General features: G+C 65.1%; 16 protein-coding genes and 1 pseudogene. 8 read left to right on the plus strand and 9 right to left on the minus strand.

What is annotated here, in order from left to right:
• The first annotated feature begins 232 nt into the window (after positions 1-232).
• Positions 233-1,459, plus strand: a complete 1,227-nt coding sequence (locus tag CAPI_RS02005) for a hypothetical protein (RefSeq protein ID WP_156806850.1) — start codon at positions 233-235, stop codon at positions 1,457-1,459.
• 237 nt (positions 1,460-1,696) lie between these two features.
• Here CAPI_RS02005 and CAPI_RS02010 read toward each other — a convergent pair whose 3' ends face one another.
• Positions 1,697-2,968, minus strand: a complete 1,272-nt coding sequence (locus CAPI_RS02010) for a helix-turn-helix domain-containing protein (protein ID WP_018017607.1) — start codon at positions 2,966-2,968, stop codon at positions 1,697-1,699.
• Between the two features lie 166 nt (positions 2,969-3,134).
• Here CAPI_RS02010 and prpD point away from each other — a divergent pair, with 166 nt between their 5' ends.
• Genes prpD through CAPI_RS02025 form a run of 3 tightly spaced genes read left to right on the plus strand, consistent with a single transcriptional unit; the run spans position 3,135 to position 6,740 of the window.
• A complete protein-coding gene (prpD, locus tag CAPI_RS02015) occupies positions 3,135-4,646 on the plus strand; it encodes a 2-methylcitrate dehydratase PrpD (protein WP_018017608.1) in 1,512 nt (503 codons plus the stop codon).
• Positions 4,646-5,569: a methylisocitrate lyase gene (gene prpB, locus CAPI_RS02020; RefSeq protein WP_018017609.1), complete on the plus strand. Its 924-nt coding sequence runs from the start codon at positions 4,646-4,648 to the stop codon at positions 5,567-5,569. Before prpD ends, prpB begins: the two co-directional genes overlap by 1 nt.
• Before the next feature lie 16 nt (positions 5,570-5,585).
• Positions 5,586-6,740: a bifunctional 2-methylcitrate synthase/citrate synthase gene (locus tag CAPI_RS02025; RefSeq protein WP_018017610.1), complete on the plus strand. Its 1,155-nt coding sequence runs from the start codon at positions 5,586-5,588 to the stop codon at positions 6,738-6,740.
• Here CAPI_RS02025 and CAPI_RS02030 read toward each other — a convergent pair.
• Positions 6,737-8,068: a M20 metallopeptidase family protein gene (locus CAPI_RS02030; RefSeq protein WP_018017611.1), complete on the minus strand. Its 1,332-nt coding sequence runs from the start codon at positions 8,066-8,068 to the stop codon at positions 6,737-6,739. The genes CAPI_RS02025 and CAPI_RS02030 overlap by 4 nt on opposite strands.
• A gap of 199 nt (positions 8,069-8,267) precedes the next feature.
• On the opposite strand from CAPI_RS02030, the gene CAPI_RS02035 reads away from it, so the two are divergent.
• A complete protein-coding gene (locus tag CAPI_RS02035; protein WP_018017612.1) occupies positions 8,268-11,687 on the plus strand; it encodes a pyruvate carboxylase in 3,420 nt (1,139 codons plus the stop codon).
• Positions 11,688-11,707: 20 nt separating this feature from the next.
• Here the strand turns inward: CAPI_RS02035 and CAPI_RS02040 are convergent, their stop codons facing one another.
• Positions 11,708-13,462: an acetyl/propionyl/methylcrotonyl-CoA carboxylase subunit alpha gene (locus CAPI_RS02040; RefSeq protein ID WP_026157138.1), complete on the minus strand. Its 1,755-nt coding sequence runs from the start codon at positions 13,460-13,462 to the stop codon at positions 11,708-11,710.
• A 134-nt stretch (positions 13,463-13,596) separates the two neighbouring features.
• Positions 13,597-14,463 (minus strand): sulfurtransferase, encoded by an 867-nt coding sequence (locus CAPI_RS02045; RefSeq protein ID WP_018017614.1) that lies wholly within the window; start codon positions 14,461-14,463, stop codon positions 13,597-13,599.
• Between the two features lie 185 nt (positions 14,464-14,648).
• Here CAPI_RS02045 and CAPI_RS02050 point away from each other — a divergent pair, with 185 nt between their 5' ends.
• Positions 14,649-15,722: a Cj0069 family protein gene (locus CAPI_RS02050; protein WP_018017615.1), complete on the plus strand. Its 1,074-nt coding sequence runs from the start codon at positions 14,649-14,651 to the stop codon at positions 15,720-15,722.
• An 18-nt stretch (positions 15,723-15,740) separates the two neighbouring features.
• Positions 15,741-17,459, plus strand: coding sequence for a cation:proton antiporter (locus CAPI_RS02055; protein WP_018017616.1), 1,719 nt, complete (start codon positions 15,741-15,743; stop codon positions 17,457-17,459).
• Here CAPI_RS02055 and CAPI_RS02060 read toward each other — a convergent pair.
• The 4 genes and pseudogenes from CAPI_RS02060 to CAPI_RS02075 all read right to left on the minus strand — a co-directional run bounded on the left by CAPI_RS02060 (position 17,456) and on the right by CAPI_RS02075 (position 20,194).
• Positions 17,456-17,850, minus strand: a pseudogene (locus tag CAPI_RS02060) (DUF3151 domain-containing protein). The gene CAPI_RS02055 and the pseudogene CAPI_RS02060 overlap by 4 nt on opposite strands.
• Positions 17,851-17,869: 19 nt before the next feature.
• Complete coding sequence (locus tag CAPI_RS02065) at positions 17,870-18,478, minus strand: Maf family protein (RefSeq protein ID WP_018017617.1); 609 nt, start codon at positions 18,476-18,478, stop codon at positions 17,870-17,872.
• A complete protein-coding gene (locus tag CAPI_RS02070; RefSeq protein ID WP_018017618.1) occupies positions 18,478-18,687 on the minus strand; it encodes an acyl-CoA carboxylase subunit epsilon in 210 nt (69 codons plus the stop codon). The genes CAPI_RS02065 and CAPI_RS02070 overlap by 1 nt, the downstream gene beginning before the upstream one ends.
• Before the next feature lie 13 nt (positions 18,688-18,700).
• The gene (locus tag CAPI_RS02075; protein ID WP_018017619.1) at positions 18,701-20,194 is read right to left on the minus strand and encodes an acyl-CoA carboxylase subunit beta; all 1,494 of its coding nucleotides are present in this window, start codon (positions 20,192-20,194) and stop codon (positions 18,701-18,703) included.
• A gap of 186 nt (positions 20,195-20,380) precedes the next feature.
• On the opposite strand from CAPI_RS02075, the gene CAPI_RS02080 reads away from it, so the two are divergent.
• Positions 20,381-22,030, plus strand: coding sequence for an NAD-dependent epimerase/dehydratase family protein (locus CAPI_RS02080; RefSeq protein ID WP_018017620.1), 1,650 nt, complete (start codon positions 20,381-20,383; stop codon positions 22,028-22,030).
• Positions 22,031-22,048: 18 nt separating this feature from the next.
• On the opposite strand, the gene CAPI_RS02085 is transcribed toward CAPI_RS02080, so the two are convergent.
• A complete protein-coding gene (locus CAPI_RS02085; protein ID WP_018017621.1) occupies positions 22,049-24,187 on the minus strand; it encodes a catalase in 2,139 nt (712 codons plus the stop codon).
• Positions 24,188-24,221 lie beyond the last annotated feature (34 nt).

Consider the following 24,221-nt stretch of genomic DNA (forward strand, 5'->3'; position numbering starts at 1 on the left):
GGCCTTACTGGATGCGGGTTGTGAAGCAACGCTTGCGGCGGATGAGGGACTATCCGCAGCATTAGCTGGGATTGGTTCGGGTGCGAGCCCATCAGTGGAGTCTGCTGGGTCTGCTCCGGTGGTGGTAAATCCGTCGACGGGACGGTTTGCGAACGCTGCGGCGGTGGCGGGACCCCAGTTTTCTCTTCCTGCGCTTAACGCCATGTTCACCGCGACGATACCTTCTCATGCGTTGGCAGCGTCCGCTCAATGGTCAACAACGGCTGAGCAGTTGTCCACCGCCGTTGCTGCTCTTGATGAGGTCGTTGACCTGCTCGCGCCCTCGTCAGTGACGTCGTGGGTGCAGGCGGCGATAGAACGGGTGCACCGTATTCAGTGGGCTGGGGCGACGTATGCTGCCCACGCTACGGCGCTCGCGGGTCACACGACGAGTCTGGGAACCGCGGCGCAAGCGCACCAAGCGTTGACCGCCGCCGCACACGGAACATGGTTGGCGTTGCCCACCATGGAGCAAAAACTGGCGTTCGAGCAGGCTTATCTCACGCCTTTCGCGACCCACCTAACAACGAGTTTGACTCCCTCGAACCCCGGATTCAATCAGCTCCTCCCACCGCTGGCTGAGATGCCAGTTACCGCCATTCCGGCGGGTGGAGTCAGTGCCCCAGAGGTGCCGAGCTTCACCGCGACCACGCTACCTACGGTGGTGGCCGCAGCGTTCGAAAAAGCTGGATTTGGGGACCTCGCGCGCGCCGCTACCCCCACGGACATTGTCGGTGCTGTCACCAGCGGCGCAGGAGAGGTCACGCCAGACCTGGTCGAGGCGCTTTCCGCGGGGGCATCTCCTACCCACGCGGCGGCGTTAGCATCTCCCACTCTGTCACCCTCCTTAGCTCCGAATATTGGGTCAGGGCCGTCGCTTGGCACCATGCCTGGTGGCGGGTTCGGCGCGATCCCCGGACTCGGTGCGAGCACAGGAGCAGGGGCCGGTGCGAACATGGTCCCCAGGCTTCACATGCCCGGGTTTACCCGCCCTCATTCCGCCGGTGTCGCCGGAGCATCTCCGGATGGGAACGCACTAGGGCGTGCGAGTAAGTACGGCATGGGTGCACCCGGTGCATTTGGTGACGCGGGTTTGGGCGCGCGTCGCGCTCCCGCAGGATCCCTGGGTGCACCCGTCGGAGGCAGTGGCGCGAACGTCAACCGCGGTGTCGATGGCGGAGCCACTTCGGGTTCAGGAATGAATGCCGGCTCGTCCGCTGGTGCCAGAGGCGGTCATGTCGTTCCCGCTGGCGGGGGTATGCCTGGGGTACGGGGTGACAAGGAACGTACCTCTCGGAAAGTTAAGGCCGTCACCTCCGCCGTGGAGCGCGATGGCAACATTCGCGCCCTGCTGGGTCGGGCCCCAGCGCTGATGCCCTCCGTGATTGGCGACAACGTCAGGCAACCGCTGCCGAAGTAGAGCAACGTGTAGATTCTTGCCGGGTTAGAGCGAGAAAACGTGCGTTGCTCTACTTTGTTGTCAGGCAACCGCTGCCGAGGTAGAGCAACGTGTAGATTCTTGCCGGGTTAGAGCGAGAAAACGTGCGTTGCTCTACTTTGTTGTCAAGCAACCGCTGCCGAAGTAGAGCAACGTGTAGATTCTTGCCGGGTTAGAGCGAGAAAACGTGCGTTGCTCTACTTTTCGCGCCTGACAGCATCACACCCGCACTGCAGGAAACGCCCGCTGAGGGCAGGACATGCGCGGGCAGGTGTCGCAACCCGGCCCGATGGGGGTGGCGGAAGCGAGACTGAGATCGAGGCCGTCTGCGTAGACAAGGCGGTGCGCGTGGCTGATGTCGCAGCCCAAGGCCACGGCGTTTTCGCGGCGGGGTGTGCCGAAACCAGCGGTGGGGCCTTGGACCATGCGAGCCACCCAGAGGTGCGTTGTGTCGTCGGGCATGGTCGAGACCTGCCTGATCACGCTTCCCGGGTTATCGAAGGCGCGGTGAATCACCCACAGGGGGCAGGTGCCGCCGGAGATCGCGAAAGGAAACGAGGTCGTGGACTGCCGCTTTGAGATGTTTCCGGCGCGGTCGGTGCGGATGAAGAAGAACGGCACGGCGGTGGCGCCGGGGCGCTGGAGTGTGCCGAGGCGCTGGCAGGTGGACTCGAAACTGGTACCAAAGCGAGCGGAGATGACCTCGATGTCGTAGCGGCTGGTTTCGGCGGCCTCCAGGATTTCGGCGTAGGGCATGGTCACGGCCGCAGCGAAGTACTGGGCTAGACCGTGGTGGGCGATTGCGCGGGCCTCGGGGTCGGTGAAGGCCGGGTGCAGGTAGGCGTCGATAAGCGAGGCCTGCGTGAGGGTGCAGTAGTGATACGCGAGCTCGAAGCACTGCTGCGCTTCGGTTAAACCGGTGCGGAGGCGGATCTCGCGGAGCGCGGGGTCGACGGCGGAGCGCGACCCGCCGGTGTCCTGGTTGAAGCGAACGGTGTAGCCGAGGGTTTGGTCGAAGGTGGCGGCAAGCTGCGTGAGGCGGCGCTGCCGCCCGCGCGCTGATCGCGCGAGGTCCTCGGCGTGGGTGTCCAGCTCGTGGAAGTAGTTGCGGTGGCTTTGAAAGAAGTTGCGGACCGCGACGTAAGGGTTGAGGGCAGAGCCGGCGAGGAGCTCGGGGACGCTCAAGATTGCCTCGGCGACGGCGGGGAAGCGTACGGCAATGTCGGTAAGAACGGGCTCGCTTATCGACGGCAGCAGGCTGGCCAGCTCGCCGACCGTGCGCCTTTCGGCGTCGTCGGAAAAATAGGTGGGATCGAGGTCATACGCCCCGGCCAGCTGCACCAATACAGACACGGTCAGCGGGCGCTGGTCGTTTTCCAGCTGGTTCAGGTAGCTAGTTGAGATTCCCAGCGAGCGAGCCATTTGGGCCTGAGTGAGGTTTCGGGCGTGGCGGAGCGTCCGGATCTTGCCCCCCGCGAAGTGCTTCGCCATGCTCCCTCACTTTCATGTTGGCGCGGTGAACAGTGTGTTTACAACTTACGCAGGAACGAGGTGTTTTCGCTAAAGAATGTTGCAATTGCAAACCGGTGGTACGACACACAGGGGGTCATAGTATGAGGTAGGTCAATATCAGAGGAAAGTGAGGAGCGCCCCACCCATGATCGTTCACGAAGTACGCACCCGCCGTTCCGCCGAAGAGTTCCCCATTGAGGAGCACCTCGCGTACAAGGTGGCTAAGGTCGCCGCAGACGACGTCGAGGTCCCGGAGGAGACCAAGGAGATGATCATCAACCGGATCATTGACAACGCGTCGGTGGCCGTCGCCTCGTTCGCCCGCCGCCCTGTCACCTCCGCCCGCGTAATGGCCCAGGCACACCCCGTGCAGCAGGGCGGGGCGCCGATCTTCGGTGTCGACGGCAATTACTCCGCCGAGTGGGTAGCACTGGCCAACGGCACCGCCGTGCGTGAGTTGGACTTCCACGACACCTTCCTCGCTGCCGAGTACTCCCACCCGGGCGATAACATTCCGCCGATCCTCGCGGTCGCGCAGCACAAGGGTCTCGACGGCCGCGCGCTGATCCGCGGCATCGCCACCGGATACGAAATCCAGGTGAACCTGGTCAAGGGCATTTCCCTCCACGAGTTCAAGATTGACCACGTCGCTCACCTGGGCCCCTCGGTCGCCGCGGGCATCGGAACCATGCTCGACCTCGACGTCGAGACGATCTACCAGGCGGTGGGGCAGGCACTGCACACCACGACGGCCACCCGCCAGTCCCGCAAGGGTCTCATCTCCTCCTGGAAGGCGTACGCCCCGGCGTTCGCCGGCAAGATGGCCATCGAAGCCGTCGACCGCTCTATGCGTGGTGAGGGTGCGCCCGCCCCGATCTGGGAAGGTGAAGACGGCGTTATTGCATGGCTGCTTCACTCCCCGGAGCGCACCTACCTGGTCCCGCTGCCCGCGGACGGCGAGGAAAAGCGCGCCATCCTGGACACCTACACCAAGGAGCACTCCGCGGAGTACCAGGCGCAGGCTCCCATCGACCTCGCTCGCCGCATGAAGCAGACGATCGCGGACGCGGGTAAATCCACCGCCGACATCGAGTCGATCGTGCTGCACACCTCGCACCACACGCACTACGTCATCGGCACCGGGGCGAACGACCCGCAAAAGATGGACCCGAAGGCGTCCCGCGAGACCCTCGACCACTCCATCATGTACATGTTCGCTGTCGCACTGGAAGACGGCACCTGGCACCACGTCAACTCCTACACCCCGGAGCGCGCGGGCCGTCCCGAGACCGTGGAGCTGTGGCACAAGATCTCCACGGTGGAGGACCCGGAGTGGACCCGCCGGTACCACTCGACCGATCCGAACGAGAAGGCGTTCGGTGCGAAGGCCGTCGTCACCTTCTCCGACGGTTCCGTCATAGAAGACGAGCTCGCTGTTGCCGATGCCCACCCGCTCGGCGCGCGCCCCTTCGGCCGCGAGGATTACATCCGCAAGTTCCGCACACTCGCCGAGGGGATCGTCTCCCCAGAGGAACAGGACCGATTCCTCGCCGCGGCCCAGGACCTCGACAACCTCAGCGACCTGCGCGAGCTCAACGTCCGCGTCACCGAAGAAGCTGCCGCGAAGGCGCCCGAGACTCCGGAAGGGATCTTCTGATGTTCGCCCCGGAAAAGACTCCCCACGAGCGGCGCGTGGCGCTGCGTGAATCACTGACCTCCCCGGCCATCACCACGTTGCCCGGGGCGTTCTCCCCGCTGGTGGCTCGCCTCATCGAGGACATCGGTGGTTTCGACGGTGTCTACGTCTCGGGCGCAGTGGTTGCCAACGACCTCGGTCTGCCGGACATCGGTCTGACCACCCTGACCGAGGTGGCCCACCGATCGCGGCAGATCGCACGCGTGACCAACCTGCCGGTGCTTGTCGACGCCGACACCGGGTTCGGCGAGCCAATGAGCGCCGCGCGCACGGTGTCCGAGTTCGAGGCCGCCGGCGTGGCCGCGCTCCACCTCGAGGACCAGGTCAACCCGAAGCGTTGCGGGCACCTCGACGGTAAGGAAGTCGTCCCGCGCGATCTCATGGTCCGTCGCATCACCGCCGCCGTGCGCGAGCGCAGCGACGACGCCTTCGTCATCTGCGCCCGCACCGACGCGGCGGGGATCGAGGGAATCGATGAGGCGATCGAGCGGGCCAAGGCCTACGCGGACGCTGGTGCGGATCTGATCTTCACCGAGGCGCTCTACTCGGAGGAGGACTTTGAGAAGTTCCGCGCGGCGGTGGACATTCCGCTGCTGGCCAACATGACGGAGTTCGGCAAAACCGACCTCATCCCCGCCGGGCGTCTCGAAGAGCTCGGGTACAACGCGGTGATCTGGCCCGTCACCACCTTCCGCATCGCAATGGGCCAGACCGAGAAGATGCTGCGCGACCTCGCGCAAACCGGCACTCAGGAGCCCTGGCTCGACGAGATGCAACACCGCTCGCGGCTCTACGAACTGGTTCGCTACGACGAGTACAACCAGTTCGATCAGTCGGTGTTCACCTATTCCGCGGATACGTATAGCCAGAAGTTCGAGAACTAGATAAGGAGACCATCCCATGTCTGAGCAGGAAGTACGCAAGGGCCTCTACGGTGTTGTTGCCGATTACACCGCCGTATCGAAGGTCAACCCCGAAACCAACTCGCTGCTGTACCGCGGATACCCGGTCCACGAGTTGGCCGAAAACGTCTCCTTCGAAGAAGTTGCGCTGCTGCTGTGGAACGGCGAGCTGCCTACCCAGGCGGAGCTGGAAGAGTTCTACGTTAAAGCGCGCGCCCGCCGCGGCCTCGATCAGGGCCTCATCGACGTCATTGAGGCGATGCCGAAGGATTGCCACCCGATGGACGTCCTGCGCACTGCCGTGTCCTTCCTCGGCGCCCGCGACGAGTACAAGTTCACCCCGAACGCCGAGCACATCCAAGACATCGCCCTGACGCTGCTGACCAAGCTGCCCACCATCGTGGCACTGGACATCCGCCGCCGCCGCGGCGAGGGGTACATCGAACCCGATCCGAAGCGCGGGTACGCAGAGAACTTCCTGTGGATGGTCTTCGGCGACGGGGAGGGCTCGCCAGCGACGATCCCCTCGGATATTGAGGCCTTTGAAAAGTCAATGATCCTCTACGCCGAGCACTCCTTCAACGCCTCGACGTTCGCGGCCCGAGTGATCACCTCGACGAACTCCGACACCTGGTCGGCGGTGACCGGTGCTATCGGTGCTCTGAAGGGCCCGCTTCACGGTGGCGCCAACGAGTTCGTGATGCACAACTTCGTGGAGGTGGGGGACCCTGCCAAGACGGAAGAGTGGACTCTGAACAAGCTCAAGAACAAAGAGCTCGTCATGGGATTCGGTCACCGCGTGTACAAGAAGGGTGACTCGCGCGTGCCCACTATGGAAGCCTGCTTTAAGAAGCTCGCCTCCGAGCACGCGGATCGCGACGCCGCGAAGTGGGTCGAGATGTACGACATCATGGCCAAGACCATGTACGACAACACCTCGATCCACATCATGCCGAACCTGGATTTCCCGGCCGGACCTGCCTACTACATCCTCGGTTTCGACATCGAGTTCTTCACCCCGCTGTTCGTTATGGCCCGCATCACCGGGTGGACTGCTCACATCATGGAGCAGTACAACAACCCGACGATCATCCGCCCGCTGGCCGCCTACAACGGCCCGGACGAGCGGCACGTGCCCGCGAAGGACGCCTAGGCTTCCTCTTCGGTGCCCGTCGCTTCGGCGTTCAGGTCACCCAGGAGGTGGTCCACGGCGACGTGGGCGTGCAAGCGAACGCCGTACTCGAGGGCCTCGTCGTTGACGTAGAACTTCGGGCTGTGGTTTGGTACGAGGCCGCGGCTGTCTTCATTGGACTTTTCGATGCCACCGTCCTCGGTAAGGACCACGTCTTGACCCCCAAGCAGCGCGTAGACACCGCCGAACCGGGAGATGAACTCAGAGACGTCGTCGTAGCCCATTCCAGCGGGAATTTCGGCCACGGGGTTGTCCCCGGCAACGCGGTCGTAGGTCGGAATAATCGCGTCGATCCACTCCGGGGCGTTGACTACTGGTGGGATTTCGTCGAGAAACTCGACGGAGCCTTCGCAACCGTGGGCAGCGGCGATGTTCGTGACGTAGCGCTCAATGCGTGCGTTGACGTCTTCGAGCACTGCGGTGGACAGGGTGCGCACGGTACCCCAGATCTCAACCTGATTGCCCACGATGTTGAATCGACCCTGATCCACGATGTGGCCGAGTGTGATGGAGAAGCGTTCTTGGACGTCGATTTGCCGGTAGATCTGACCAATGTCACTCAGGATGTCACCCACAGCGGGCATCGGGTCAATGCCTTGCCAGGGGGTAGACCCGTGGACCTGTTCGCCCACCACCGTGATTTTCACCGTTTCGGAGGCCGCGTTTTGAATACCCCGGGTGTAGCTAATCGACCCAACCGGGCCCGGCCCGATGTGGATTCCGAATGCCATCGTCGGCGCTGGGTCGAAAAGACCCTGTTCCTCCATCTCCGCCACCATCTGGTCGGCGCCACCGTCTTCTCCTGGGGGCGGTCCTTCTTCAGCGGGCTGGAAGACGATCAGAATGTCGCCATTGATCTCATCGCGCAGGTCATTGAGGATCTTTGTGGCGCCCAGCAGCATAGCCACGTGGGTGTCGTGCCCACAGGCGTGTGCGACGGGGAAAGGGCCACCGGGGTAGTCCTTGTCAACTTTTTCGGAGGCGAACTCCTCACCGGAATTCTCTTTCACCGGCAAGGCATCGGTGTCGGCGCGAAGCAGGATCGTGCGACCGTCGCTATCGCCGCCAGAGATCTTGGCGACGACACCGTGGCCCGCAATCCCGCTCACGACATCTTCGATGCCGAACTCTTCGAGGCGCTCGAGAATGTAGCGTTCAGTGTCTTCTTCCCGGTTAGACAGTTCAGGGTTCTGGTGAATGTGGTGGCGCCACTCGACGACGTCGGCCGCAATATCGGACGCGGCCTCGTCGATCCTTTCATACAGCGCATCAAGGGTGTTTTCCGCCATGTGTGCTCCTGGTATGGGCTGGTTTTACTTGCGAATTTGTGCTTACGTTCAAGCACCAGCCACTTTACCCGCGATTATGGCGCTGCGGCGGGCGTGGAAATGCGGGCGCGAGGCCTCGGACCCTGAACCCACGGCCGCGCGGAGTCATAAAATTTTAGGTAACAAATCGCACTTCCTACACTGAAAGGACTGGTCTACAGTGTCTACCCCCTCCTCCCAGCTCCCGCACTTTTCCAAAATCCTGGTTGCCAACCGCGGAGAGATCGCGGTGCGCGCTTTTCGTGCCGCTTTCGAAACTGGTGCCAAGACGGTTGCCGTGTACCCACGCGAAGACCGCAACTCCTTCCACCGCCCCTTCGCGGACGAGGCCGTTCAAATCGGGGTAGAAGGCCAGCCCGTTCGCGCTTACTTAGACATCGACGAGATCGTTCGCGCGGCTAAGAAATCCGGCGCCGACGCGGTCTACCCCGGGTATGGTTTCCTGTCCGAGCGGGCGGAGCTAGCGCGGCGCTGCGCGGAAAACGGAATCCGATTTATCGGCCCTTCCCCCGAGACCCTCGACCTAACGGGGGACAAGGCGGCGGCCGTGCACGCCGCGCAGCGCGCCGGGCTGCCCACCCTGACGGATTCGGAACCATCCGCGGACCCTGCGCAGCTCGCGCAGCTCGCTGAGGACTTTGAGTTCCCCGTGTTCATCAAGGCTGTCGCGGGCGGTGGCGGACGTGGGATGCGCTTTGTGGAGAAGCGAGAGGACGTCGAAAAGCTTGCCGCTGAGGCTTCTCGCGAGGCTGAGGCGGCCTTCGGTGATCCGCACGTCTATATTGAGCGGGCCGTGATCAACCCGCAGCACATTGAGGTGCAAATCCTGGCGGACTCGCAAGGAAACGTCGTGCACCTTTTTGAGCGCGACTGCTCGTTGCAACGCCGCCACCAGAAGGTAGTGGAAATTGCACCGGCGCAGCACATCACCGCAGAACAGCGAATGAGAATCTGCGCGGACGCGGTGAAGTTCTGCAAGGAGATCAAGTACGAGGGTGCGGGCACGGTCGAGTTTCTTGTCGACGAGACCGGCAATCACGTGTTCATCGAAATGAACCCCCGCGTGCAAGTGGAGCACACGGTCACCGAGGAAGTTACCGGTGTGGACATCGTCCGCTCCCAGCTTTATATCGCCGCGGGTGCGTCGCTCGACGACTTAGGGCTGAGCCAGGATGCCGTAGCGCTGACCGGCGCCGCGCTGCAGTGCCGCATTACCACTGAGGACCCGGTGAACGGCTTCCGACCGGACTCCGGGCTGATCACCGGGTACCGCTCGCCCGGCGGGGCGGGGGTGCGCCTCGACGGGTCGGTGGGCGTGGGCACCGAGATCACCCCCAACTTCGATTCGCTGCTGGTCAAGATGACGTGCCGGGGCAAGGACTTCCAGGTGGCGGTAGACCGAGCGTTGCGTGCGCTCAACGAGTTCACGGTAACCGGGGTGTCGACGAACATTCCCTTCCTCCGCGAACTGTTGTCGGACCCCGACTTCCGCTACAAGCGCATCGCGACCAGCTTCATTGCCACGCACCCCCAACTGTTGGAGGCGCCGGCGGCCGCCGATGACGCGGGTCGAATCCTGGACTACCTCGCGTCTGTGACCGTGAATAAGCCGAACGGCCCGCGCCCCACGAGCATCCGCCCGTCGAAGAAGCTTCCCGAGCTCCACTACACCGACATCCCCCGCGGCTCCCGCGACGACCTGCTCGAGCTGGGGCCTGTGAAGTGGGCGGAGAAAATCCGTGCCCAGACCGCGCTCGGCGTCACCGAAACGACGTTCCGCGACGCTCATCAGTCACTGTTGGCCACCCGCATCCGCACCAACACGCTAGTCGCAGCCGCCAAACACGTCGGGCACCTCACCCCGCAGCTCGCGTCGATCGAGGCGTGGGGCGGGGCCACCTACGACGTAGCCATGCGCTTCTTGCACGAATCCCCGTGGATGCGCCTTGACGAGATCCGCGAGGCCGCGCCGAACATCAACATTCAGATGTTGCTGCGTGGCCGCAACACCGTCGGGTATACCCCCTACCCGGACACGGTGACGAGGGCGTTTGTCGACGAGGCCGCGCGCAGTGGCGTAGACATCTTCCGCATCTTCGACGCCCTTAACGACGTCTCTCAGATGCGGCCGGCCATCGACGCCGTCCTCGACACCGGAACCACCGTGGCGGAGGTGGCAATGGCCTACTCTGGCAACCTCCTGGACCCAGCGGAAGACCTCTACACGCTGGATTACTACCTGCGGCTGGCCGAGGAGATCGTAAGCACCGGTGCCCACGTCTTGGCCATCAAGGACATGGCCGGCCTGCTCCGCCCGGCTGCCGCCGCGAAGCTGGTCAGCGCTCTGCGCGAGCGCTTCGACCTGCCCGTCCACGTCCACACCCACGATACGGCGGGCGGCCAACTGGCCACCTACCTCGCCGCCGCGAACGCTGGAGCCGACATCGTCGACGTCGCCTCCGCGCCTCTGGCAGGGACCACCTCCCAGCCCTCCATGTCGGCGCTAGTCGCGGCCTTTGCCCACACGCAGCGCGATACCGGCTTGTCCCTGAAGGCGGTCTCAGACCTCGAGCCCTACTGGGAGGCAGTCCGCCAGGTCTACGCGCCGTTCGAATCAGGCATCCCCGGGCCGACCGGACGCGTATATAAACACGAGATCCCCGGTGGGCAGTTGTCGAACCTGCGCACCCAGGCCAACGCCCTTGGCCTGGGCGACCGCTTCGAGCTCATCGAGGACACCTACGCCGACGTCAACGAGATCCTGGGACGGCCGACAAAAGTCACGCCGTCGTCGAAAGTCGTCGGCGACCTCGCCCTCTACCTCGTGGGCGCGGGCGTAAAGGCGCAGGATTTCGCCGAAAACCCGCGCAAGTACGACATTCCGGAGTCCGTCATCGGCTTCCTGCAGGGCGAGCTGGGAACACCCCCGGGCGGGTGGCCGCTGCTGCGGGAGCGCGCGCTCGAGAACCGTGCGGGTGTTGACCACACCGTCAGCATCCCAGATGACCTCGCTGCGGACTTCACCAGCGACGACCGCAGGGCGCGTCGCGCCGCGCTTGATCAGCTGCTCTTCCCGAAACAGTACGGCGAGTTCCTAGAACACCGCCGGACCTACGGGATCACCGACCAGCTCTCCGACAAGGTCTTCTTCTACGGACTCGCCGAAGGTGAAGAGACGGAGATTTGGTACGGCGAAGTCGATGAGGAGAAGACCCCGCTTGTGGTGCGCCTCGAAGCCGTCGGCGACGTGGACAACAAGGGGATGCGCCAGGTCATCCTCACCGTCAACGGCCAGGTCCGGCCGCTGCGGGTGCGCGATAACAGTGCGGAGTCCTCCGTTGCGGAGGTGGAGAAAGCCGACCCGTCCAATCCGGGCCACGTCGCGGCACCGTTCGCGGGTGTGGTGAACGTGGTCGTCGACAAGGGTGATTCCGTGAAGGCCGGCGATCCCGTCGCGACGATCGAGGCGATGAAGATGGAGGCGACGATCTCGGCGCCCCAGGACGGAACCATCGAGCGTGTCGCGCTGACGCAGGCGACAAAGGTGGAAGGCGGGGACCTCGTGGTGGTGATCGGCTAGGCCCGCCCCCCGGACGGGGCCTACTTGATTTCCATGAGGACGGCGGCCTTGTTTACCTGGCCACCCTCCTCGACGGCGAGCCCGGTGACCACGCCGTCCTTGTGGGCCTTGACCGGGTTTTCCATTTTCATGGCCTCGAGGACGAGGAGGATGTCGCCCTGAGCGACCTCCTCGCCCTCGGAGACGTTGACCTTGATAACCGTCCCCTGCATGGGGGCTGCAACGGCGTCCCCAGAAGCGGCGGCTTTGGAGCCGGAGGAGCGGCGCTTCTTCTTCTTGCGGCGCGGCCCGCCACCGAAGACGAGGGAGGCCGGCAGGGCAATCTCGATGCGGCGGCCGTTGACCTCGACGGCAAAGGTGCGGGTCTCCTCGCCTTCCTCTGCGTCCTCGGACGGCACGTCGGAGGGGGCGAGCTCGTTGACCCACTCCTCCTCGATCCAGCGCGTGTAGACGTCGAAGGAGGTGCCATCGCCCACGAACGCCGGGTCGTTGAGGACCGCTTGGTGGAAGGGGATCACGGTGGGGAAGCCCTGCACGGTGTATTCGGCAAGGGCGCGGCGGGCGCGCTCGATGGCCTGGGTGCGGTCTTCACCGGAGACGATGAGTTTGGCCAGCATGGAATCGAACTGGCCGCCGACGGTCGAGCCGGTGCGCACGCCGGAGTCGACACGGACACCGGGGCCGGTCGGCTCCGCGTACGCGGTGATGGTGCCGGGTTGAGGCATGAAGTTCGCGGCAGCGTCCTCGCCGTTGATGCGGAACTCGATGGCGTGACCGCGCGGAGCGGGGTCCTCCGTGAAGCGCAACGGCTGGCCTTCGGCAATGCGGAACTGCTCGCGCACGAGGTCGATGCCGGCAGTGACCTCGGTGGCGGGGTGTTCGACCTGGAGGCGGGTGTTGACTTCCAGGAAGGAGATCAACCCGTCTGAGCCAACGAGGTATTCGACGGTTCCCGCGCCGTAGTAGCCGGCCTCCCGGCAGATGGCCTTGGCGGAGGAGTGGATCCGCTCGCGCTGCTCATCGGTGAGGAAGGGCGCGGGGGCCTCCTCCACAAGCTTTTGGAAGCGGCGCTGGAGGGAGCAATCGCGGGTGCCGACGACGATGACGTTGCCGTGCTGGTCGGCGAGGACCTGGGCTTCGACGTGCCGGGCCTTGTCGAGGTAGCGCTCGACGAAGCACTCGCCACGGCCGAAGGCGGCGATGGCCTCGCGGGTGGCGGATTCAAACAGCTCGGGGATGTCCTCCCGGGTGTAGGCGACCTTCATGCCGCGTCCGCCGCCGCCGAAGGCAGCCTTAATGGCCACGGGGAGGCCGTACTCGTCCGCGAAGGCGACGACGTCGTCGGCGCCGGACACCGGGTCTTTCGTGCCCGGGGCCATCGGCGCGTTGGCCGCCTCGGCGATGTGGCGGGCGGTGACTTTGTCGCCCAGCGCCTCGATGGAGGCGGGGGAGGGGCCGATCCAGGTCAACCCGGCGTCGATAACCCGCTGCGCGAATTCGGCGTTCTCCGCCAGGAAGCCGTACCCGGGGTGGACGCTGTCCGCGCCGGAATCCGAGGCCGCTTTGAGGATTTTATCGATATCCAGGTAGGACTCTGCTGCGGTGGTGCCCCCGAGTGCGAAGGCCTCGTCTGCCATCTCTACGAAGGGGGCCTGGGCGTCGGGTTCCGCGTAGACAGCGACCGAGGCAAGGCCGGCATCGCGTGCCGCGCGGATCACTCGCACCGCGATTTCACCACGGTTGGCGATGAGTACCTTCTTCAATGGTGTAGCCACTAAACAGTCCCGTCTTGCTCGTCGATAGATGGTAAAGGTTCGAAGTAGTTAGACTCAGCTAAAGATAATCGAGCCGCGACGCGATACGTTACCGCTCGTGCGTCCGGAGTCTAACGCCCGTCCCCCATAACTTACTACTCCGTAGGTGCGAACGGGGTATGCTCCACGGGAACTCGAACCATGTTTCCCCACTCTGCCCAGGAGCCGTCGTAGAGCGAGACATTGCTAAAGCCCAGGATGTGGCGCAAAACGTACCATGTGTGCGCTGAACTTTCGCCGAGCTGGCAATAAACGACGGTGCGCTCGTCGCGGTCGAACTCCGTGAACTCCTTTTCGACGTCCGGGTAGCTCTTGAACAGCGAATTGGGGTGGACGAACCCGCCCCAGGGCACATTGATCGCGCCCGGGATGTGCCCGCTGCGCTGGAAGGGGCCGTCGAGCGGGACGTGGCCGTGGAAATGCTCGGGCGTGCGGACGTCGATAAGTTGGCGCGGCGGCCTGCCCAACAACTCGTCGGCGAAGGTGCGGAAGGGGCCGTCTTCACGCTCCACGACGGGGTAGTCGGCGCGCGGGTAGTCGGGGACTGCGAAAGACATGTCGCGCTCCTCGCCCATCCAGGCGTCTCGCCCGCCGTCGAGAAGACGCACGTCTGGGTGGCCGAAAAGCTCGAACACCCAGGCGGTGAAGGCGGCCCACCAGTTGGAGCGGTCGCCGTAGATAATCACGGTGTCATCGCGGGAGATGCCGCGCGCACTCATCAGCTCGGCGAAGGCGGCGCCATCGATGTAGTCGCGCACAACGGGGTCGTTCAGGTCGCGCCGCCAATCGATGCGGACGGCACCCGGAATGTGGCCGATGTCGTAGAGGAACGCATCCTCGTCGGACTCGACGACCTTGAGGCCGTCCACTCCCAGCCGGGCCGACAACCACGCCGCCGAAACGAACTTCTCGGGGTGCGCGTACTGCTGAAATAGCGGGTGCGGGTCGCGCTCTATACCCATCGGACACACCTTCCACAGCGCGGGAGCCCGCGCTTCTCGACGCTTCCTAGCAACGCCCCAACACTACCAATGCCCCGAGACGCTGTGAGGTTAACCACTGGCCGAGAATTCGCCGAGCGCACGGGGGTGCGGGGCCTTAATGTCTAACGAGGAATCGGGAGGAACTTCACGGAAGGTGAATAGACGTGCACAAATCACTCGTCGTTTTCGAGGTCGAGGGCGGCTCCGACAAGTACTTCGACGGCCACCGCAAAGACACCATGCCCATCGTGGACGCCATCAAGGACCAGGGGTGGAACGCGGAGGTCGTGTTCTACCGGCCCGAGTGGGCCGACCAGCTCTTCGCGTACGTATCGGAGACCTTCGACGGTTACATCTCCCGCGTCAACCCCGGCAACGTCCCGGGCGGGGAGAGGGGATACTTCGACCTGCTCACTCGCCTTTCGGCGGCCGGTTTGGTCGGCATGTCCACTCCGGAGGAGATGATCTCTTACGGAGCGAAAGACGCTTTGGTCAAGCTTAAGGACACCGATCTCGTGCCCTCCGACACCTCCGCCTACTACGACGTCGAGCAGTTCCACAACACCTTCCCCACGTCCCTGTCCTACGGCGAACGCGTGCTGAAGCAAAACCGTGGTTCGACTGGCTCCGGCATCTGGCGCGTCCGCCTCGCCGACCCCGAGGCTGCGGCGCAGGTCCAGCCCGGCACGGCGCTGCCTCTAGACACCAAGCTCAAGTGCACCGAGGCCGTGGACAACCACACGGAAGATCGCGAGCTAGGCGAGTTCATGGATTACTGCGACCAGTACATCATCGGGGACAACGGCATGCTGGTGGATATGCGCTTCCTCCCCCGCATTGTCGAAGGCGAGATCCGCATCCTCCTCGTCGGCCCGCACCCAGTCTTTGTCGTGCACAAGAAGCCCGCCGCCGGAGGCGACGCGTTTTCCGCCACCTTGTTCTCCGGCGCGAAGTACACCTACAACAAGCCCGAGGAGTGGCAGGACCTGGTGGACATGTTCGCCGCCGCCCGTCCCGTGATTGCGGAAAAGCTCGGCGGGGACAACATCCCGCTGATCTGGACGGCGGACTTCATGCTTGCCGACGACGACGCCTCCGGTGAGGACACCTACGTCCTGGGCGAGATCAACTGCTCCTGCGTCGGCTTCACTTCCGAGCTGGACATGGGCATTCAGGAGCTGGTCGCCCAGGAAGCGATCAGTCGCGTCACGGCGAAGCACTCCGAAGGCGTCGGGTAAAGCAGTTACACTGCTCCCGTGACCCTGCTTCTCTTTCTCATTATCGTCGCCCTGCTGGTCATCGCATTTGCCGAGCCGCTGGGCGAGCGAATCGGTGTCGTTGCGCCGGTCATTCTGCTCATCGTGGGTGTCGCTAGCGCTTATCTCCCGCAGGTTCCAGAAATTGAGGTGGACCCGGAAATCATCCTCCAGCTCATTCTGCCACCGCTGCTCTTCTCGACGGCGATGCGCATGCCGGAGCACGATTTCCGCCGCAACTTCCGCCCGATCGTCATTCTGGCGGTTGTCTTAGTCGCCGTAACCTCCGTGTGCGTGGGTGCCCTGCTACACCTCCTTGTGCCGGAGATCCCGCTGCCGTACGCCATCGCGCTGGGGGCGGTTGTCAGTCCGTCCGACGCAGTCGCCGTCGGCATCGTCAAACGTGCCGGGGTCAACCGGCGCATCGTGTCCATCCTCGACGGAGAGGGCCTGATCAACGACGCGTCCGCACTAGTCGTACTCGGCACCGCGCTCCTAGCCGCGGAAAGCCCCGTCAGTGCGGGCGACGTGGCGGGTTCTTTCCTCTGGGCTGTGGCGGGTGCGGTGGCCGTTGGCTTCGCGATCGGGCAGCTTTTCATGTTCCTCCACCGCTACGTGCACCACGCGACGTCGAATACCGTCTTGTCGCTGGCCGTTCCGTTCGCGGCGTTCCTTCCGGCGGAGGGGATCGGCTCTTCGGGCCTCGTGGCCACGGTTGTGGCGGGACTCGTCGCGGCACATAATGCCCCGCGGGTTCTGTCTCCGGCTACGCGTGTCACGGAAGGTCAAACGTGGGACACCGTTGGCCTCGTCCTCGAGTCGCTCGTCTTTGTCCTCATGGGGTTGCAAATGCCTCATCTTGTCGACGACGCCGTCGCCTCCGGATTCGGCCTGGAGTCGAGCCTGACTCTCGCTCTGATCGTCTGGCTAACCGTCTTGCTGGTGCGCGGGCTCATCGTCGTGCCCATGCTGTGGTACATGCGCACCCGAATACCCGCGCGGCGTCGTCGAGCGCGAAGGCTTGAGAAGGCAAGCGCCGCTCTCAACAGCGCCCCCAGCGGGACGTGGCGCTGGCGGCACGCCCGTTTCAGGGTTGACCTGCTGCAGTCGGACCTGAGCTACTACGCCGATCAGTCATTGGGTCTCAGAGCGGGCGGTGCCATCGTCTGGGCGGGTATGCGCGGGGCGGTCACGCTGGCCGCCGCCCAAACCCTTCCTCCAGCCACTCCCGCACGCGGTTTTCTGATCCTGCTGGCGTTCTTCGTCGCGGCAGCGTCCCTCGTTGTTCAGGGAGGTAGCCTGAAGTGGGTGGTTGATAAGCTCAACCCCGGCGCCGATGTTCCCAGTTCTGTGGAGGATCGCAAGCGCATTCGCGAGGCGCTGGGCCGGGCTGCGGCGTCTGTGCCCGTGCCGAAAGAACTGGAGGATAGGATGGTGGCAGGCGGGCTGGAACGCGCGCAGATCTCCCGGGCGGGCACCCTCGACATGATGCGCGCATTTCGGGCGGCCGGGCCGCTCAGCGCGCACGGGGCCAGCCAGCTTATCGAGTACGCCCGCGCGCGGGTGGGCGCCCAGCGCGAGGCTCTTCTCGACGAACGCGACGCCGCCCGCATCGACGCCTCAGACTTCGACAGGCAGCTGCGGATGCTGGACGCCCAAGAGCTTGTTGTTGACGCAGTAGCGTCCGAGAACCGCAACAGGCAGGAGCAGGGTTCCTAGTCGAGCAACTCCGTGACGCTTCCCGGGTCCGCGTCCGAGAGCATCTGGCGGCAGCGGTCGTACTCCGCGTTGTCGCCAATCGCGCGGGAGGCCACGGCGAGCATGGCGATGGCCTTCAGCACCGGCTGGTTTGCCTCGTGGCTTGCCGGGATGGGGCCCCAGCCTTTCCACCCGTTCGCCCTCAGGCGAGCGAGCGGTGGTACCCCGTGCGCGCGTACGCGTAGGCGATAAGCGGGTCACCGGAGCGTAGTTCGCGTTCTGCGCGGGCCGCCCAGACGGCGGGGGAGTCGGGGTGGCTGAGCGCCGTCGTGTCGTCAAGCAGGTCGGCCCCACGCGCGGGGTCGTCGGGAAGCGTGACGGGCGGCGGGGCGAGCATGTCGTTGATCTCCATACGGAGCAGCCTAGCGGGGCTAGTGCGGCCAGTGCGTCGTGTGCCAGAAGGAACTGGCGTCGAGACCAAAGCTGTACAGCGCGCGGCGCACCAGTGGCATGGACAGGCCGATGACGCTGGAGGGATCGCCGTCGATGGAGTCGATAAACCAGCTGCCCAGCGCCTCGAGGGTGAAGGCCCCGGCGCACGTCAACGGCTCTCCGCTGCGGGCGTAGGCCTCGATGTCGCGGTCGGTCGGCGTGCCAAAGCGCACGGCTGTGGAGACCGTTTCAATGAACCACGTGCCGTCGTATTCGATCGCGTGGCCGGTCACAAGCTGCGCCACCTTCCCCCGCTGCTCCCGCCAACGGGCGATCGTCGCCTCGACGGTGTAGGGCTTGCCCTGCAGCGTGCCGTCGAGAAGAAGCATCGAATCGCACCCGATGACCACAGCAGACGGGTAGGAGGGCGCAACTTCGGCAGCCTTGGCACGGGCGAGGGCGGCGACGACCTCAGAGGGATCCGCGCCGGTAAGGCTGGCGATGAGCGCTTCCTCGTCCACGGACGAGGGGTGGACCACCGGGCTGACACCTGCGCGTTCGAGGAGCATGCGGCGCGACGGCGACGCGGAGGCGAGAACGATGCGCATTAGAAGTAGGTGATGTTGGCAAACGCGCCCGGGTTGAACACGTGGGGGTGGCCCGGCAGGTCTGAACCCCACAGGTTGCGGTCCGCGCCAGACTGTGGTCCGGCGCTGGCCGCGGCGGAGGACTGCAGGTCGGCGAGGACCGCGGTGAGGGCGGCCAGCTCGTCGTCAGTCGGGTGGCCCTTGACGACGGTGAACGTGGGCGTGGTCATGGTCGGTGCTCCTTTATAGGGGGATGTTGCCGTGCTTCTTCGCGGGCGGGTAGACGACTTTGCGCTCGAGCAGTCGCAAGGCCTCGCTCACGTGAGTGCGGGTCGCGGCGGGCTCGATGACGGAATCCACCAACCCCCGCTCGGTAGCCACGTAGGGGTTGAGGTTGTCTTCCGCGTACGCCTCGGCATCCACGTCCAACGCCCTGGCCATCGTGGGGGCGTCGGCGAGGGCGATCTGCGCCGTCGGCCACGCGAAGACGAAGTCTGCCCCGAGCAGCTTCGAGCCCATTACGGCATAGGCGCTCCCCAGGGCCTTTCGCGTGACGACGGTCACTGTACCCACCTGGGCTTCCGCGAAGGAATAGGCGAGCGCGGCCGCGCCGGCGAGGACGCCGGAGTGCTCTTCCTGAGTGGAGGGGACGAACCCGGGGGAGTCGACGAAGAAAACGACGGGCAAGTTGAAGGCGTCGCAGGTGCGAATGAAGCGGGCAGCCTTGCGTGCAGCGGCGACGCTAAGGCACCCAGCCAGGGAGGACGGCTGGTTCGCGACGACACCCACAGCCCGGCCGCCCACGTGGGCGAACCCGGTGATGATGTTGTCGGCGTAATCCGCTCCGACTTCAAGCAGGTCACCGTCGGTGACGCCCGCGATGACATCGTGGGCGTCGTAGGCGGCGGCTTCATCGTCTGGGATGAAGGCGTTGAGATCCGGGGCGTCGAGGTCTCCGGCGGGCTCGCTGAGGGGCGCGCCCGCGCGGTTGTTCACCGGCAGGTAGCCCAAGATGTCGCGGGTGAGCTCCAACGCCTCGTCATCCGAGGCAGCGGTGAAGTGGGCCAGGCCGGTGGTCACGGCGTGGACTGAGGCTCCACCGAGGGAGTCGGCCGTGGCAGCCTCACCGGAGACCGAAGCAACCACGTGTGGGTCCGCGAGGTGGGCTGCAGCGCCGTCGGCCATGACCACAAGGTCTGCCAGCGGGATGGTCAGTGCCGCGAGGGAGGACGTCGGGCCGGCGACGACCGCGATGTGCGGGATGAGACCAGAAGCCTGGGTGGCGGCGCGCAGGATCTTGCCCTGCATCGCCGCCGCAATCACGCCTTCTTGGGCGCGGGCGCCGGCGGAGTCGTAGATACCAACCAGGGGAACGCCGACCTTGGTGGCGAGGTCGTAAACCTTCAGGATCTTTTCCGCGTATACCTCGCCCATTGCGCCGTCGAACACCGACGGGTCCTGCGAGAAGACGCAGACCCGCCGGCCATCGACGGTGCCGTACCCTGCCACGACGCCGTCGGTCGCGGGTTTGGTGCGGTCCATCTTGAACACCTCGACGCGGTGGCGGGCCAGCGCATCAAGTTCGACGAAGGAACCGGGATCGAGCAGCTTCTCCACTCGCTCGCGGACGGTCCTCGCGCCCTCAGAACCGGCGGGCGCCTGCGCCTCCCCCAGCCGGTTGCGCAGGTCCTCCAGCCTACCGGCGGTTGTGCCCATGTCGGGTTTGGAAGAAGTCATAAGCACCTACCTTATCCCGCCACGTGGGGGGGATGAACTTTCGGGATAAACAGAAACAGCAGCATCTTTATCGTAAAAAGCCGTCGCACCGTTTCACTACCACGGTTGCGCGGGCCACGCATCGGTCTGTGGGCGCGTGTTTAATGGGGGTCCACTACACCGCCAACCACACAGGAGTGAAAGCGTATGAAAATCGCCGTCACGGGCGCATCGGGCAACGTCGGCACCGCCGTACTGCGTGCGCTCAAACAGGACGACCAAGTAACGGAGATCGTGGGCGTGTCGAGGCGCGTGCCGTCGACAAGCGTGGAGCCCTACGCGGGCTGTGAATGGCACAGCATCGATGTCGGGGCGGCTTCCCGGCCCCAGGAATCGGTCGCGGCGCTTTCGGAGGCGTTCGCGGGTGCGGACTGCGTGATCCACCTGGCCTGGATTATCTTTCCCAACCACGACCGTGAGCTGCTGCGGCGTGTGAATGTCGAGGGGACGCGCCGCGTGCTCGACGCCGCCGTTGCCGCCGGTGTGAAGCACGTTGTCGTGGCATCCTCGATCGGCGCCTACAGCCCCGACCCCGCCCGCGCCGAGGTGTCGAGTCCCAGCGACAACCCTCCGCTGCGCGGGGAGGATTTCGAAGCGCGCGGCATCAACGGGTCGCACTACAGCGAGGACAAAGGCGCGGTCGAGGCGATGCTCGACGAGTTCGAGGCCGCCCACCCCGACATCACCGTCGCTCGCCTGCGACCCGGCCTTATCTTCCAGTCCGACGCGGCCTCCGCGATCAAGCGCTTCTTCCTCGGGTCGTGGGTGCCCGGTAAGCTTCTCGACGCCGGCGCGCTGCCAACCCTCCCGCTACCGAAGGGCGTGCGCGCCCAGGCCGTCCACTCCGACGACATCGGGCAGGCCTACCGCCTCGCTGCGGTGACGGGCGCATCCGGGGCCTTTAACATCTGTGCCGACGACGTGCTCGGTCCGCAGGAGCTGGCGGACATCCTGGACCACGGGAAGTTCGTCGAGCTGCCACCAGCCCTGGTTCGCGGCGCCGTTGCCGCAGCACACGCTTCGGGCGCGATCGCTGCGGACGCCGGTTGGGTGGACATGGCGATGGGCGTGCCAATGATGGACAATTCCCGGGCAAAAGACGTGCTCGGGTGGGCACCGACGCGCAGCGCGAAGGACGCCGTGGCGGAAGTGTTGAAGGCGATGTCCGAGGGCGCCGGTTTCGATTCGCCCAGCTTATGGGCGGAAGACAAGGCGGAGACCGCGTTTGCCGCCATCGGCGGCTCGGTCCAAGACGCGCTCGAGCAGGCCCGTACGGGCTCGGAGATCACCGAGCGGATCGACACGGGGCTGCTCCGGCACCTGCTGGCCAACCACCTCGCCGGAGGACGCACGGCCGTGGAGCGCCTCGACATGATGACCCTGAACTACCAGGACACCCCGGTGTTCCCGCAGATCGCCGAGGCCGCCCGCGACATCCGGGCCGACCGGGACTTCCTCGAGCTGCTGGCCGAGTCATTCGGGATGGGCCCGAAGGCGTACCAAGAGGCGGCAGCGTGGGCCGGCGAGAAAATCGCTCGGCTCAAGCCCAACGGGCGGGTCACCGAGCGTTCACCGATGGCGCTGCTGCTGGAGGCCGAGCTTCTGCGCTCAGCCGTGGTGGGCAAGATCGGGCTGTGGGAGGTGCTGCGCGATAACGCCAGCGACCTCGGCCTGAATGCGGCGTTCTTCGACACTCTCGTCGATTCCGCGCAAAGCCAGCTGGACCTGCTCAACGAGGTCCACGCCCACGCCTCCGCGACCGCGCTGCGCACTGACGCGGAGACGTACCGGAGCTAGTGGGGGGCTAGCTGGGGGCTAGCGCTCCCAGACCCGGTGCGCGGCGAGCAACTCCGTAACGAGCCCGGTCGCGTCGGCCGGGTTCTTCACGGAAGCGATGCCGGCTTGGTCGACCGGGACACGGGCGGCCTCAAGAGCAACCGGGGCCTCGGGCCCCGCTAGCACGATGGCCTTCTTGTGGCGCTCGAACTCGCCCAGCATCGTGGCCACCTCCGGGGTGACCAGCGGGTTGACCACGACTGCCGCGTCGAACTCGATGGAGCGCGCGGTGTGGTAGGTGCGCGAGATCGGCAGCGCCGCGCCGCCCACCTCGAGGGTGCCTCCCTTGTCGGAGACGATGAGCGGGGTGACGCCAGCGTCGAAAAGCGAGCTTACAAGCTTGTCGACGCCCTTCGGCGCCTCGTCGCTGCTAACGAGCACCGCCACCTGTCGCCCGTCGATCGGCCACGTCTTGCCCACCTGGGACAAGGCCGGCGAGGGCTTGACGTCGGCCACCTCGTACTTGGCCGGGTGGGGAAGGCCCAGGTTGTCCGCCACGGTGTCTGCGAGGTCGTGGTCCACGTGCGCAAGGACGTCCAGGTAGCGTACCTTGATGGCCTCCTCGTAGCACTTGCCTAGCTCGAAGGAGAAGGCATCCGTGAGGTGCTTCTTCTCCACATCAGAGAGGGAGAGGTAGAACATCCGGGGCTGGGAGAAGTGGTCCTCGAAGGAGGCCGGGTTGGACCGGGTGACCATGCCGGAGACCGGGCGGGGGACGTCGATAAACGCGCCCTGATCGATTGTCGCCTCGGTGGGGTTGCCACCATCGAGGCTGTTCGGCTTGTAGGGCGCGACGCCGGTGTGGGCGCCCTGCTGGTACATGCCGTCGCGCAGCATGTCGTTGACAGGCGCGTGCGGGCGGTTAATCGGCAGCTGGCCGAAGTTCGGCCCGCCCAGGCGGCTGATCTGCGTGTCCAGGTAGGAAAACAGGCGACCTTGCAGCAGCGGGTCGTTGGTCACGTCGATGCCCGGAACGAGGTGGCCCGGGTGGAAGGCGACCTGCTCGGTCTCTTCGAAGTAGTTGCCCGGGTTTTTGTTCAGGGTCAAGGTGCCGATGACCTGCACGGGAGCGAGCTCTTCGGGGACGATCTTGGTCGGGTCGAGCAGGTCGATGCCCTCGAAAGTCTCGTCCGGGGTGTCCGGGAAGACTTGGATGCCCATGTCCCATTCGGGGAAGGCGCCGGCCTCAATGGCGTCGGCGAGGTCGCGGCGGTGGAAGTCGGGGTCGACGCCACCGGTGATCTGGGCTTCCTCCCACACCTGGGAGTGGACGCCCAGGCGCGGCTTGAAGTGGAACTTCACCAGGGTCGTCTCACCGTCGTTGTTGATGAAGCGGAAGGTGTGGATACCGAAGGTCTCCATCATGCGGTAGGAACGCGGAATGCCGCGGTCCGACATGTTCCAGAAGGTGTGGTGGGTGGCCTCGGTGTGCAGGCCGACGAAGTCCCAGAATGTGTCGTGGGCGCTCTGCGCCTGGGGGATCTCGCGGTCTGGGTGGGGCTTCGCCGCGTGGATGACGTCAGGGAACTTGATGGCGTCCTGGATGAAGAACACCGGGATGTTGTTGCCCACGAGGTCCCAGGTGCCTTCGTCGGTGTAGAACTTGATGGCGCAGCCGCGGGTGTCGCGCACCGTGTCAGCGGAGCCACGCGACCCCAGAACGGTGGAGAAGCGCAGGAAGATGGGGGTTTCCTTGTCCTTTGCAAAGAGCCCGGCCTTCGAAATCTTCGACGCCGCACCGTTGGAGCGGAACACGCCGTGCGCACCCGCTCCGCGTGCGTGGACGACGCGCTCAGGGATGCGCTCGTGGTCGAAGTGGGTCACCTTCTCCCGGAAATGGTGGTCCTGCATGAGAAGCGGGCCGCGCTCGCCGGCGCGCAGGGAGTGGCTTGTCTCTCTCAGGCGCGCGCCCTGGGCGGTGGTGAGGAACTCGCCCTGCTGCGCGCGTGGGCCGGGTTCACCCGCGCCGATGTGGAAGGGGCAGCCGGTGGGGGAGTACGCCTCCGGGGCCTGCTGGTCGGGCTTTGGGGTGGGTGGGGCGGTGGGCTCGACGGGCTCCGCAGGTTGGGGGGTCTGATTCCCGGGCGCCCCTGGGATCTGGTGCTGGCTGTCTTTCATGTCCTCTGCCTGTTCACTCGAACTTATGGGTGCA

Source organism: Corynebacterium capitovis DSM 44611 (assembly GCF_030440535.1).
GTDB classification, from domain to species: Bacteria; Actinomycetota; Actinomycetes; order Mycobacteriales; family Mycobacteriaceae; genus Corynebacterium; species Corynebacterium capitovis.